The organism is Citrobacter sp. Cpo142 (assembly GCF_030332425.1).
GTDB classification, from domain to species: Bacteria; Pseudomonadota; Gammaproteobacteria; order Enterobacterales; family Enterobacteriaceae; genus Citrobacter; species Citrobacter portucalensis.
In genome coordinates this window covers 1-12,573 of the sequence record NZ_JAOWHW010000120.1, presented here as the reverse complement: position 1 = coordinate 12,573, position 12,573 = coordinate 1, and the positions used below count along the sequence as shown (strand labels likewise).

The following is a 12,573-nucleotide window of genomic DNA, read 5'->3' as shown; positions in this document are numbered from 1 at the left end:
TATAGTGTGCCCGGAGTTCAGGGCGGGCATGGATGCTTAAATGAACCGCGAGTCTGTCTGGAATATTGAACCGGTAACTCACGATGAGAAACCCAACAATCCCACCGGGTGTGACGGTGGAGAACCTGAGCGGCAGTGACCTGCGGCATGCCCGCAGGGTGATGTAACCCGCTGACAACGGGGATTGAGGCGAGATCACTAAGCCGAGATGATCCTCAAGGTTAAGTACTGAAAGGCTGAAGAACATGAACCCGTTAATCCGCCTCTGTGGGTTGAAAACGTCACCACGGCCTACGTGATCTGACAGGCCGTGCAGGAGGAACTGGCAGTGATACGTAAGCACTGCCGGTCGAAGGTGTTTTGACATGTATGCGAAACACCGGGGCAGCAGCGTCTATCACGCTTGCGTTGCTGACTTCTGCCAACTTGCGGCAAGCAAGGATAAAGAGTGCGACGGGCAGCCTCCTCAGTATGCCTGACTCCAGGCAGGTAAACCGGGGAAGGTCAGCGACGGATGTTAAGGGGGCATGGCTCCGATGACGCGCTGGCTGGCGGAGCTTCCGTAGTAGTCCGCGATGGGGAAAGCCCATTACATGGCGAAGGGAAGCAGTTTGAATGTGTTTGCGACGTGAATTAACTGACCTAACGAGGTGAAGACCTTTGATAATCAGCGAAATGCAACGCAAGCTTGCCACATGGGCAGCCACCGATCCGTCCCTACGGATTCAACGGCTGCTGCGTCTGATAACACAACCAGAATGGCTGGCTGAAGCGGCGCGGATCACGCTTTCATCAAAGGGGGCGCATACCCCCGGCGTTGATGGCGTGAACAAAACAATGCTACAGGCCAGACTGGCTGTTGAGCTGCAAATCCTCAGGGATGAATTACTCTCAGGCCACTACCAGCCCTTGCCCGCCAGACGGGTTTACATCCCTAAAAGCAACGGCAAACTGCGACCACTGGGTATCCCCGCGTTGCGGGATCGTATTGTTCAGCGGGCCATGCTGATGGCGATGGAGCCGATATGGGAGAGTGATTTTCATACGCTCTCATATGGCTTCCGGCCTGAGCGCAGTGTCCACCACGCGATCCGCACGGTGAAATTACAGCTCACAGACTGCGGTGAAACCCGGGGACGCTGGGTGATTGAAGGCGACCTGTCCAGTTACTTCGACACCGTACATCATCGACTGCTGATGAAGGCTGTACGCCGCAGGATCAGTGACGCACGTTTCATGACTCTGCTGTGGAAAACCATCAAGGCGGGACATATCGATGTCGGTCTCTTTCGGGCGGCCAGTGAAGGTGTGCCACAGGGCGGTGTTATATCGCCGCTATTATCGAACATCATGCTGAATGAGTTCGATCAATACCTGCATGAGCGCTACCTGAGCGGGAAAGCCAGAAAAGATCGGTGGTACTGGAATAACAGTATCCAACGGGGCCGAAGTACGGCGGTCAGAGAAAACTGGCAGTGGAAACCCGCGGTGGCGTACTGCCGCTATGCCGATGATTTTGTCCTCATCGTCAAAGGCACCAAAGCACAGGCGGAAGCCATCAGGGAGGAGTGTCGGGGTGTGCTCGAAGGCAGTCTGAAACTCAGGCTGAACATGGATAAGACTAAAATCACCCATGTTAATGACGGCTTTATCTTTCTGGGGCACAGGATCATTCGCAAACGCAGTCGTTATGGCGAGATGCGAGTGGTCTCAACGATCCCGCAGGAGAAAGCCAGAAACTTCGCCGCATCGCTGACAGCACTGTTATCAGGCAACTACAGTGAAAGCAAAGTCGATATGGCTGAACAACTCAACCGAAAACTGAAAGGCTGGGCCATGTTCTATAAGTTCGTTGATTTTAAGGCCAAAGTCTTCAGTTATATCGACCGTGTCGTGTTCTGGAAGCTGGCTCACTGGCTGGCCCGCAAATACCGTACAGGTATCGCTTCCCTGATGAGGTGGTGGTGTAAATCACCGAAACCGGGTCAGAGCAAAACGTGGGTTTTATTTGGTAAAACCAATCACGGCAAGCTCAGCGGCGAAATACTGTACCGGTTGGTGGGGCAAGGCAAGAAGCTGTTCCGCTGGCGGCTACCCGAAGGTAATCCCTATCTGAGGACGGAGACCAGAAACACGTATACATCGCGCTTTACAGAAGTGGCAATGGCGTTCGCCAGCATTTAAATGGAGAGCCGGATGCGCTGAAAGGTGCACGTCCGGTTCGGGGAGGAGAGGCAGGGAAATAGTCCGACTACGCCCTGCCTCTTACTCTACTCTGGACAGGCAAGCGTTGGGCTTACCTTGCTGTTGTTCTCGATCTGTTCGCAAGGAAACCTGAGGGTTGGGCAATGTCATTCTCACCGGACAGCAAGCTGACATCAAAGCGCTGGAAATTGCGTGGGAAGCTTGCGGTAAACCCGCCGGAGTGATGTTCCACAGTGACAGTAATAATGCCGGTGTCAGTCTTTACCACCACTCAGTTTGCCGTTTAACCCGATTGGTGTGATTACTGATGCAGTGAAGACCTTTCCGCATCACATCACTACAAATATTGATTTTTGATTGTTGGATTCGCACCAGATTTCACCTCTGTAGGGTATTCAAAAATGCTCAGTTATTACTGATGCCTAAACTGCAGCGTTGCGGGCAGGTAGCGTTGTAGCGTTTCGGGCGTATCGCCCTCGATCAATTGGCTTATCAGATCATAGCAGTGCCAGGCCAACTGGCGGTTATCCTGCTGTACGGTATCGATACGCAGCGACAGCGAATCATAAAGATAGTGATCGTCAAAGCTCGTCAGATGGATATCTGAGTCGAGTAAATGGTGCTGGCTCATATAGCGCAGTACCCCTTCGAGCAGTCCACAGGCGGCAGTGAACAGCGCCTTAGGCGGCCGCCCAAGTCGCGCGCAGAGTGCGGCGAACATCTCATAGCCTGAGCTCGGGTGGTAGTTACCGTTAATCACCCATTCCGGGCGCAGTGCAATACCCGCCTGAGCCAAACCCTGCGTGAAGCCGGTCAGACGATCGCGTGAAGGCGACAGACGCGACTGACCGCCTAAAAACCAGAACTCATCGCTATGCTTAGGTGCAATGCGGGAAATCAGTTCCGCCGTTGGGGTAATCGAATCAGTCATCACCAGCGGCAGCAGGCTTTCATTAGGACAACGGTCAAACAGCACTACTGGCAGTTGTTGGCTGAGCTTAAGATAGTCGGCATCGTTGTGCATACATGAAGCGACGATCAGACCGTCAACCTGGCGGGAAATCATGTTATTGACCACCACGCTCTCCTGACCGGGGTTTTCATCAGTACAAGAGATCAATAGCTGGACGCCTGCTTCGCGGCACAGCATTTCCAGCTCATGTGAAAAGACCGCAAAGCCGTGGTTGGTGATCTCCGGCACCACCAGTCCGATGGTGTGGCTGCGGTTGTCGCGCAGCGAGCGGGCGTGAATGCTTGGCTGATAGTGCTGCTCACGGGCAATCGCCAGTACTCGCTCACGCGTTTCCTGCGCCACACGCAGCTCCTTACCACGACCGTTCAGTACTAGGCTGGCGGTCGCTTTTGAGACGCCAGCCTGTTCGGCGATATCTTTAATGGTTACGCGTTTAGTTTTCATTACGACGCCATGAGCTTGAGGCAAAACGCTTATTCTACCATGCAAGTTCGCAGCGGCCAGTAGCAGAATGCGTCCGGTGTGATGCCAGAGAACATTAGCTGCCCTGAACAGGCCGGGAAGTAGCGGCAGCTCATCACTCCTTCGCCGCCGTTGATGAAAATCTCCACGCTAGACTGGTCGATGAAAATATGCAGCGAGCGGACGTCTCCGCGCCAGTAACGATAATGCTTCTCGTCGCTGGCCAGACTGGGTCGGGCCAGGCGGATCCCGCTGGCATCGCGTTCAAGGATTAATGCGCCGTCAAAATCGAGGCTCAAAATATCGTCCCCAGTGGTTTGTAGAACGATTTCCATCGGTGCCAGCGGCAGGGAGTTCCCTGCCCAGCCGTGCGCTTCGCCGCGCAGGGCGCTCAGCTCTCGTAGAGGACGTTGGTATAGCTGACCATCGATAAACTCCAGCTCACGCAGGCAGGTCATCTGATGGATCCAGCCGTTGGTGAGGGTCGGTTGAAGCATCTCTTCGCCCTCCGGCACGCCCATCCAGCCGACCAGCAGACGGCGGCCATCACTGGTAAGCATGGTTTGCGGGGCGTAGAACTCAAACCCTGCGTCCAATTCGTGCAGTTCGCCATGCTCGAAGGCCGCGCGGTGGTAGTCGAAATCGCCGCTCATCCACACTGCCGGGTAGGTGTTGAGATAGCGCTCTTTCTCACGAGGCACGCCCTGCGGGCAGCAAATCAGGACATGCTGGTCGCCGAGGGCAAACAGGTCCGGGCATTCCCACATATAGCCCGCGTCGTCCAGGCCATTGATGCCATAACCGGCGATTTCGCCCTGACTCGTCCACTCATGAAGGTCCGCTGAGCTGAATAACAACACCTTGCCACGCTTTTGCAAATCCTGTGCGCCCAGCACCATGTACCAGCGACCTTCGTGCTGCCAGACTTTCGGGTCACGCACGTGGCCGGTATAGCCCTCCGGCAGCGGTAATACCGGGCCGAGTTTGGTAAACGTGCCGTCGGCATTTTCCGTCGCCAGGCACTGCCACGCGGTTCGGCTGCCGTCGTCAAATTTTACGTTGCCGGTATAGCACAGGGTGAGCGTGCCCTGACTATCCACGGCGCTTCCGGAGTAGCAGCCGTTGCGGTCATACTCTTCATCCGGCATGAGCGCGATCGGCTCATGTTGCCAGTGCAGCAGGTCGGCAGAGCTCCAGTGCCCCCAGCACTTGAACTTATGATCGCAGGCGAGCGGGTTCCACTGATAAAACAGGTGATAACGTCCGGCAAATTCAATAAAGCCGTTGGGATCGTTCATCAGCCCGGTCACCGGCGCATGGTGCCAGCGGGGATAGTGGCTGTCGGCCAGCGCGCGCGGCTGGCCCTGCATAACAGCCTGCAAAATCGCAGGCAGGCGTGATGGATGTGACATTATTCAGCGTCCGTTTTGTATTTCAGTACCAGGGAGACGACAAAGGCGACGCCAAAGGCGATAACCATCCCGATAATGTAGTTCAGCAGCGAGCTGGCCTGCACGATAGCCATGCCAGGGATAGCCGTCAGGCCCACCGCGGTCATGTAAACATGCATGGATACCACCCACGCGCCGCCCACCGCGCCGCCAATCAGGGCTGCGATAAACGGTTTTACAAAGCGTAAGTTAATACCAAAAATCGCCGCTTCGGTGATGCCGAGCATGGCAGAAAACGCCGAGGGCAGGGTAATGGCTTTGATTTTGGCATCTTTCGTTTTGAACCACACCGCCAGACAAGCACCGCCCTGAGCGACGTTGGCCATCGCCCAAATCGGCAGCAGGAAGTTGACGCCGATGGATGGGTTGCCCAGCAGTCCCGCTTCGATGGCGTGGAAGCTGTGGTGAATACCGGTAATGACGATAACCGAATAGAGACCGCCAAACAGCAGTCCGGCCAGCCAACCGGCGTGGGTAATCAGGGTGCTAAGGACAAACGAAATACCGTCGCCAAGCGCGCGACCAGCCGGGCCGATAATCAGCAGGGCGATAAAACCGGAAATGATCACCGTCAGGAACGGCGTCAGGATCAGATCCAGTGCATCGGGGATCACGCGACGCAGCTGTTTCTCAACGATGCTCATAAACCACACCGCCAGCAGCACCGGGAACACCGTGCCCTGATAGCCGATCATGGCAATCTCAAGGCCGAAGAAGTTCATGGTGTGGAAACCGGCGGCCACACCCCAGGCGTTGGTGAGCGCCGGGTGAGTCAGGATGCCGCCAAGCGTCGCGCCAAGATAAGGATTACCACCGAACTCGCGGGCGGCGGTGAAGCCAATCAGGATCGGCAGAATAATAAACGCCGCTGAGCTGCACATATCCAGCATGATGTAGATGGCGTTACCCGGGTCGACCCAGCCGTACGTTTTAACCATCCCCAGAAGGCCCATCAACAGGCCGGAGGCGACGATAGCCGGGATGATCGGCACAAAGATGTTCGACAACAGGCGGGCAATGCGCTGGAAAGGATTCAGTTTTTTCGCCGCAATGTCGGCAGCTTCCGATTTGCTGGATTCGCCAATCCCTGCCGCCTGGATAAAGGCGGCGTAGACTTTGTTCACCACCCCGGTGCCGAAGATAATCTGCATCTGTCCGGCGTTACGGAAACAGCCCTTCACCCCATCAATTTTGCCGATGGCCTGCTGATCGGCCAGTGAGTCATCGACCAGCACCAGGCGCAGGCGTGTGGCACAGTGCGCGGCGCTGGCGATATTTTCCTTGCCTCCCAGAAGCGGAAGTAGCGAGCGGGAAATCTGTTCAAAATCCATAGTACCCTCTGAATGCGTATTGATTTTCGAGTTGTCGTCCCGTGGTAGCCGGAGCGCATTCTCTTCGTTGTTATTGTGTCCGGGGCGACGAAACGTATTTTGTCGCCCCGGCGGTTACTGTCGCCAGGTGTTAACCATCAAAACCAGGTTTCCATCTGCATCCCGAACGACCATTCGCCGCCCGATTTAAAACCACTGCTGCCCAGCGCGTCATCGCTGGCGTAATTATTGAGTTTTTTGCTCCAGTCCATCCACGAGGTGTAAAGACGGATTTCAGGACGGCTGAAGAAATCGCCGATGTCGCCAACCTTAAAGGTCGGGGCGAAGGTGAGCTTGTAGAAGCTGCCGTTTACCGCATGGCGATCGTTATAACCTTCAGGTTTGAGATCCATATACTGGTAACTGCCTTCATAAGCGAGGGCGAAGTTTTGATTGATCTCCTGGATCAGACGCATGTTGAGGGTTGCCCACTGGTAGCTGTCGCCATCGACATAACGGTCTTTACTGGTTTGTGCCAGTATCGCCGGGGCGATAAACCAGTTCTTGCTCAGTGGCGTGGTGCCGTAGCTGGCGAAGCGCCAGGTGTTAGCCCCCGAGCGTAACGCGCCGTCAGAGCCGACACCTTTAACTTCGGCACCCAGTCCGTGACCGTAGAGCAGGGCGGTTTTGCTGGCACCTTCACGCAGGCCGTAAAAACTGTCGTTGTGCAACCCGAGCAGCGCATGTACACCGGTATTTGCCGCATCGCCTTTGACCGGATTACCGTTGGTATCCTGGCGTTCGTCGTTGTCTTTTGCCCGCATCCCGCTGACCATCATCTGCACCGGCCCGATGAAATTGTTCATGCTGACGATGTAGTTCTGCACACTGTTGCTGGTATCAGCAATATCGCCGAAGTTACGCCCGTAAAGAGAGAAGTTGCTGCGAACGCTGTCGTTCCACCTGACATCGTAAATACCGCCGCCGGTACCGGCGAGGAACACGACATCCGAGTCGATCCAGTGAATGTCAAAGTTATCCCGGTCAAAGCGTTTCCCGGCCCACAGGGTGGAGCCTTTAAACGGCCCGTCGAAGGTGGGCAAGTTGCCCAGTTCAACAAAGGCCTGACGCACGTTCAAATCACTGGTGCTCGCCGTCCAGTCGTTATAAGTGGTTTGACCGTCGGCGACCATGACTTTGAAGCGGGTCGTTGCCCCGTTATCCAGGGTCTGCTTATGTTCAAGATTCATTTCAACATAGGTATCGGCCTGGTTTCCCAGGCGGCCAATAGCCCCACCGGTTTCCCCTGCTGGCGTCATGTAGGCTCCGGATTTGGTGCTGGCGCCGGAGTCATTCATTATCACGCCGGAGCGGGCGTAGCCGTGGAACTCAAACCCGCTTTTCTCATCGGCTTTTTTCTCCAGTTTGGCGGTACGCTGAGCCACTTCCTGAGTGCTGTCCTGGGTTTTTTGTTGCTGTGTCGTGAGCTGCTGTACTTTCTTCTCTGCCGACTCTGCGCGGGTTTCTGCCGTTTGCGCTCTGTTTTCGGCATCCTGTAAGCGTTTTTCCAGCGCAATTAAACGGGCTTCGATACTGCTGAGATCCGTTTGTGCATGGGCTGAGGCGGCGCCGGTTAGCAAAGCGATAAGAACCGCGAGTGTGCTTTTTCTGAACATATTGATTGCATCCCAAAAGGAAAATAAAAAATTGTGTGTTTTTGCTAAACCGGTTTAGTTGCAATGTTAAGCACGACATTTAACATTTTGAAATTGATTTTGCTAAACCGGTTTAATAAGTGTGATGGATGCAACAAAGTGGACCGCGTACGACGGTATTTAGGATCAAATCTGGCGGTGTAGATCGCGCTGGTATGGCAGGGCAGTCATCGCGCCTTTCGCCAGGGTTGCCAGGGCACCGCAGGTTTGCGCCAGAGCGAGCGTTGGCTCCAGGGCATTGATATCCGCCGGCATCCCGTTGGCAGCAAGGCTGGCAAGCAGTCCGGCGACAAACGCATCGCCCGCACCGGTGGTATCCACGCTGACAACCGGTTTAGCGCTGAAATGGATAAACTGCTGCTGGAATGCGGCGATGACGCCCGCTTTACCCTGAGTCACCAGCAGTAATTCAGGCTGATAACGCTCAGTGATGCTGGCGATCCCCTGCGCGATATCATTACTCCCGCTGATGAGTATCAGCTCTTCTTCGGACAGTTTCACCACGTTCGCCAGACGCAGGGCGCGGTCGAGACAGGCGTGCAACAGGTTCTGATCTTGCCAGAGATCCAGGCGGATATTAGGGTCAAAGCTCACCCGGCCACCGGCACGTTTGATGTTCTCCATAGCCGCGAAGGTAGCACTGCGGCTGGGCTCGGCGCTGAGCGCGATGGAGCAGATGTGCAACCACTGTCCGGCGGCAAACTGTGGCAGGTCTTCTTCAGCCAGGAACAGGTCAGCGCTGGGGCGTACCATAAAGGTAAAGGTGCGTTCACCTTGGTCATCAAGGTCGACCACCACAGTGGACGTGCGGTGATGATCGTCAAGATACATATGGCTGACGTCGACCTGCTCCTGTTGCAGGGTATGACGCATGTAGCGGCCAAACGGGTCACCGCCGACGCGGCCGATAAATCCGCTGTTGCCGCCAAGGCGGGCAACCCCTACCGCCACGTTAGCCGGCGCGCCTCCAGGGCACTGTAGCAAGCGCCCTTCACTCTCCGGTAGCAGGTCCACCACTGCGTCGCCCAGAACCCAAACTTTTGCTTTCATGCTAAAACCCTCCAAGGCTAAACTTAATTAAACCGGTTTAGCATATTAAATCACAGTGAATGAGTGGGGGAAAGTTCCAGCCGGAAAAGCACTGCTCAGGGCATAAAAACGTGAGCCGCCTTACGAAATAGAATTGATTCGACAGCTGTGAAGACTTACGTCCTGGACACAAATGGATCCTGGATAAATTACCATGCAACTTGATGAAATTATCATGTTTTATCTTATTTACAGATAAATCAAAGGGCTTTTAACACCACACTTCTTGGCATAATGGTTAAGTGTAGTAATGCTCGCTCTGGATGGGTTTGCTTCTATGCTGCGCAGGTATTTGTAAGAAATACCCATTCTACTGGCGAGTTGTTGTCGCATCAGGCCAGCGAAACTGCGCAATTTCATCAGCGTTTCTGGAGGGTTTCCTTTAAAACTTCATCGACAAAACCGCTTTTTACCGTAGATACAGTAAGTGCCTCTTCTCTGCCATTATCCCAGCATCCAAGGTTACCGGGTTCTGATGTAGTCTGCCGATATGCAAGAAATGCAACGGCATCATGCTGGTTATGATGCTGTTTAATCTTCATTGTCACATGGACTATTCAGGGAGCGACAAGCGCTCCCACATGAAAACAGAACCACTCGTTTCATTTACGTGCTTCCTCAAAAGTAATCTCATACCCAATACTTCTGATTTAGTAGGGTTCTGATCATATCATGCAGCTCGATTGCGCTCAATTTGACGGTTTTCATCTTTACACAATGCTCGGTTATGATACTTTGTGATAGGCATGACAAGATCTGGCCGTAATTTTTTAGAAGTGAGTTTGCCCGCCACTTCACGGGACAGCATACATCCGGATAAAACCGGTAACAGGAAAGGCTCCACGCTGCATACGGAGGAAACAGAATTAATGAATGATAAATTGCCGCCCTGCGCTGATACCAGGGTGGAACGTGTCCGTCTTAAAGATGGGGATTACTTTTTCCCTGCTGAACCCGCCATAAAAGCGGATTCTTTGCGGACAAAATCGCTCCTTCATCGTTTTAACCACACCGATCCTGCTCATATTGATTCCCGCCTGCTACTGATGAAAGAGTTGCTGCCTGAATGTGGGGAAGGGGTATCTGTCACCACGTCTTTCCACTGCAGCAGGGGGTATAACATTCGTAAGCGTCGTCTCAGCACCGTCTGGCAGATCCTGAAATTCCTGAGAGGATAGTGGACACCAAATATGGTGGACACTATCCATGAAATCATTAACCACAGTGCGTAAAAAAAGCCCTAATTATCCCGTTGAGTTCAAAATCAAAATGGTTGAACTCTCGCATCGACCAGATATCCGAGTCTTTGCGTTTGCCAGCGAGGATAAGGAGTACCAACCGTTACTCGATGATATTCTGGATGGTCCAATGGTTGGGCGTTTTGATACTGAGGAAGCCGGAAAGGCTTTGATCGATGGTGGATTGATTGAGCGTTTGATGTCAACTATCATGCCCTTTATCACTTCAGAGGCCCCTCTACCCGATACGCATCTACGTCGGGAAACAACCTGGTATTATCCACTGGAAGCTATTCGCGAAACTGTTGTAAATGCACTGGCTCATCGTGACTGGACACGCTTTGTTGAGATAGAGATTGGCTTGTATAGCAATCGATTTGAAGTTATTAGCCCAGGGGCGCTGAATAATTCGATGTCGATTGAAAAGATGGTTACAGGTCAGCGATCACCACGCAATACGATTATTATGGAAGTCTTACGTGATTATGGTTACGTTGATTTCAGGGGGATGGGAGTCAGGACAAAGATTATTCCACTAACACAGGCCATGAGTGGCCAACTCCCTGAGTTTACTGCAACAGATGATTACTTGAAAACAATACTTTATCGCTCACCATCTTCTTGATATATAAGGTCTGGCCTTTCCATCCATAAGAAAGGCCATTGCTGTAAAAAATAAATTACCCGCGACTGCAGCCGAAGCTACGGTCGCCATCTCCATATGCTTTTGTATCGAGTTTAGCTAGGTAGTCGAAGCGATTCAGTAATTTATTGTATTCTCCTTCAAAGTTAAAATCATTGACGTCTAAAATATAACGACAATTTTCAGGGTAGTGAACCAATCCCGGATAATCATCCAGTTCCAATCCCAGTGCGCTATACCATGCTCTTACAATCATCATCCTTAAATTTCTTTCAGCCTCATAATCACCTAAATGGTAATAAGCATCTTTATTAAAAAAAAGACCAAGGTGAAAGTGACATTTTCCTTCTTCGGAAAACTCCCGTGCCCAAACATGACGAACACGGTTTGGATATATTCTTTTGCCGTTAGCTGCTCTGGTTCTCTCATTGGCCTCCAACATGGCATTTAATGCATTACGGAAACGGGATATGGCACCAGGCTCTAGATTAGGAAAACAGCAAACAGTGTCACCTCTGTCTAAAATGGGTGGATAATGAACATCAACACGTAACGCCATTGTTCTGGGGAATTCACTGATAGCATCATTGACGACTCGTTCAATATGTTTTTTATAGGCGAGCACATGCTCACCATGGGAACCATGATATAATTCCATGTTTCGATCCTGTCGTTAGCCCTACGGCTTTGGATAGCCGTATATAGTAATATGATCAGACATAGCTGAATGTCTGTGGTTAGTTATATTAATTAACTGTTAATAGTAATGACTGTTATATAATACCTTTCCAACAATAAAACTTGTTATCAACCCATTACCCATGCAGTAAAATAATTAAAAAGCAACTCTGCAATTATAATCACCCAAAGATGCCGTTATCCCAGTGTCTTTTTACCGTGGAAATACTTATTCCTAAGATCTTTGCCACCTTGGATTGAGAGTAATGCTTAGCCTTCTCACTCTGAATTAAATGGGAATATTTACTTCCTTCAGGCCTTCCTAGAATTTTCTTTGATTTTGCTTTGTTAGTAGGCATCTTTTACCCTCATCAAGCTATTAGGTACTAACTCCATACTGTCGAGATGTATACAACTAAGTGGTTATGCTTAACATTGGTATCAGAAAGTATGGCTTACTTCACCGTTAAAGGGGTTAATAATGATGGCATCTCCTCCTTTCATCGCCTTTTGAGGTGTATCGCCTTCGGCAATCACAGGGACCATTACCGCTAGATCATTTGTGTAATAAATTGGTATCCAGCAATAGCATGATTGTTTAGGGGGAGTTTTATTTCTTTTCAATACTGCTTCAACTCCAAATGTAATAAGTTCAAAGATTGGCATAATCACAATGCTGCTCAAATCAAAAAAACAACCATCGTAGACTGTTTCCTTTATCAGTATGATATTAGGGAAGGTGCGAACAAGTTCCTGATATGAGATCATCATATTCATCCGGAGCGCATCCCAGAGGGACATCATGAGCC

At 51.9% G+C, this 12,573-nt stretch carries 11 protein-coding genes and 1 pseudogene; 4 read left to right on the top strand and 8 right to left on the bottom strand.

The features are described from left to right. Nucleotides 1-675: 675 nt before the first annotated feature. Both ltrA and OGY18_RS13160 read left to right on the top strand, forming a co-directional pair. Nucleotides 676-2,184 (top strand): group II intron reverse transcriptase/maturase, encoded by a 1,509-nt coding sequence (ltrA, locus tag OGY18_RS13165; RefSeq protein ID WP_001189109.1) that lies wholly within the window; start codon nt 676-678, stop codon nt 2,182-2,184. A gap of 80 nt (nt 2,185-2,264) precedes the next feature. Beyond that, nucleotides 2,265-2,452 (top strand): annotated as a pseudogene (locus tag OGY18_RS13160) (DDE-type integrase/transposase/recombinase); the annotation flags it as partial. Nucleotides 2,453-2,617: 165 nt separating this feature from the next. On the opposite strand, the gene OGY18_RS13155 reads toward OGY18_RS13160, so the two are convergent. The 6 genes from OGY18_RS13155 to OGY18_RS27340 all read right to left on the bottom strand — a co-directional run bounded on the left by OGY18_RS13155 (nt 2,618) and on the right by OGY18_RS27340 (nt 9,538). Beyond that, complete coding sequence (locus OGY18_RS13155; protein ID WP_003029591.1) at nt 2,618-3,622, bottom strand: LacI family DNA-binding transcriptional regulator; 1,005 nt, start codon at nt 3,620-3,622, stop codon at nt 2,618-2,620. 29 nt (nt 3,623-3,651) lie between these two features. Further along, nucleotides 3,652-5,052: a sucrose-6-phosphate hydrolase gene (locus OGY18_RS13150; RefSeq protein WP_003029589.1), complete on the bottom strand. Its 1,401-nt coding sequence runs from the start codon at nt 5,050-5,052 to the stop codon at nt 3,652-3,654. Further along, nucleotides 5,052-6,422: a sucrose-specific PTS transporter subunit IIBC gene (locus OGY18_RS13145; protein WP_000345204.1), complete on the bottom strand. Its 1,371-nt coding sequence runs from the start codon at nt 6,420-6,422 to the stop codon at nt 5,052-5,054. The genes OGY18_RS13150 and OGY18_RS13145 overlap by 1 nt, the downstream gene beginning before the upstream one ends. A gap of 137 nt (nt 6,423-6,559) precedes the next feature. Beyond that, on the bottom strand, nt 6,560-8,077 hold the full coding sequence (locus tag OGY18_RS13140; protein WP_003029587.1) for a carbohydrate porin: 1,518 nt from the start codon (nt 8,075-8,077) through the stop codon (nt 6,560-6,562). Between the two features lie 165 nt (nt 8,078-8,242). After that, a complete protein-coding gene (gene cscK, locus OGY18_RS13135; RefSeq protein WP_003029584.1) occupies nt 8,243-9,166 on the bottom strand; it encodes a fructokinase in 924 nt (307 codons plus the stop codon). Nucleotides 9,167-9,394: 228 nt separating this feature from the next. Further along, complete coding sequence (locus tag OGY18_RS27340; protein WP_223870241.1) at nt 9,395-9,538, bottom strand: helix-turn-helix domain-containing protein; 144 nt, start codon at nt 9,536-9,538, stop codon at nt 9,395-9,397. Between the two features lie 536 nt (nt 9,539-10,074). Between OGY18_RS27340 and OGY18_RS13130 the strand changes: the two genes are divergently transcribed. Together OGY18_RS13130 and OGY18_RS13125 are read left to right on the top strand one after the other, a co-directional pair. After that, on the top strand, nt 10,075-10,383 hold the full coding sequence (locus tag OGY18_RS13130) for a maltose acetyltransferase domain-containing protein (RefSeq protein ID WP_003029582.1): 309 nt from the start codon (nt 10,075-10,077) through the stop codon (nt 10,381-10,383). Between the two features lie 28 nt (nt 10,384-10,411). Further along, nucleotides 10,412-11,068 carry an ATP-binding protein gene (locus OGY18_RS13125; protein ID WP_003029581.1) on the top strand — a complete coding sequence of 219 codons (657 nt, stop codon included), beginning with the start codon at nt 10,412-10,414 and terminating at the stop codon, nt 11,066-11,068. A gap of 55 nt (nt 11,069-11,123) precedes the next feature. Here OGY18_RS13125 and OGY18_RS13120 read toward each other — a convergent pair whose 3' ends face one another. Both OGY18_RS13120 and OGY18_RS13115 read right to left on the bottom strand, forming a co-directional pair. Beyond that, the gene (locus tag OGY18_RS13120) at nt 11,124-11,744 is read right to left on the bottom strand and encodes an inovirus Gp2 family protein (protein ID WP_003029579.1); all 621 of its coding nucleotides are present in this window, start codon (nt 11,742-11,744) and stop codon (nt 11,124-11,126) included. A gap of 461 nt (nt 11,745-12,205) precedes the next feature. Further along, nucleotides 12,206-12,573 (bottom strand): YagM family protein (locus OGY18_RS13115; protein WP_502873481.1); only part of this gene is annotated, 368 nt, incomplete at its 5' end.

What these genes read in the sequence shown, in the direction of transcription:
- ltrA (WP_001189109.1), top strand. Translation starts at nt 676, where the DNA reads ATGCAACGCAAGCTTGCCACATGGGCAGCCACCGATCCGTCCCTACGG.
- OGY18_RS13155 (WP_003029591.1), bottom strand. Translation starts at nt 3,622, where the DNA reads ATGAAAACTAAACGCGTAACCATTAAAGATATCGCCGAACAGGCTGGC.
- OGY18_RS13150 (WP_003029589.1), bottom strand. Translation starts at nt 5,052, where the DNA reads ATGTCACATCCATCACGCCTGCCTGCGATTTTGCAGGCTGTTATGCAG.
- OGY18_RS13145 (WP_000345204.1), bottom strand. Translation starts at nt 6,422, where the DNA reads ATGGATTTTGAACAGATTTCCCGCTCGCTACTTCCGCTTCTGGGAGGC.
- OGY18_RS13140 (WP_003029587.1), bottom strand. Translation starts at nt 8,077, where the DNA reads ATGTTCAGAAAAAGCACACTCGCGGTTCTTATCGCTTTGCTAACCGGC.
- cscK (WP_003029584.1), bottom strand. Translation starts at nt 9,166, where the DNA reads ATGAAAGCAAAAGTTTGGGTTCTGGGCGACGCAGTGGTGGACCTGCTA.
- OGY18_RS27340 (WP_223870241.1), bottom strand. Translation starts at nt 9,538, where the DNA reads ATGCGACAACAACTCGCCAGTAGAATGGGTATTTCTTACAAATACCTG.
- OGY18_RS13130 (WP_003029582.1), top strand. Translation starts at nt 10,075, where the DNA reads ATGAATGATAAATTGCCGCCCTGCGCTGATACCAGGGTGGAACGTGTC.
- OGY18_RS13125 (WP_003029581.1), top strand. Translation starts at nt 10,412, where the DNA reads ATGAAATCATTAACCACAGTGCGTAAAAAAAGCCCTAATTATCCCGTT.
- OGY18_RS13120 (WP_003029579.1), bottom strand. Translation starts at nt 11,744, where the DNA reads ATGGAATTATATCATGGTTCCCATGGTGAGCATGTGCTCGCCTATAAA.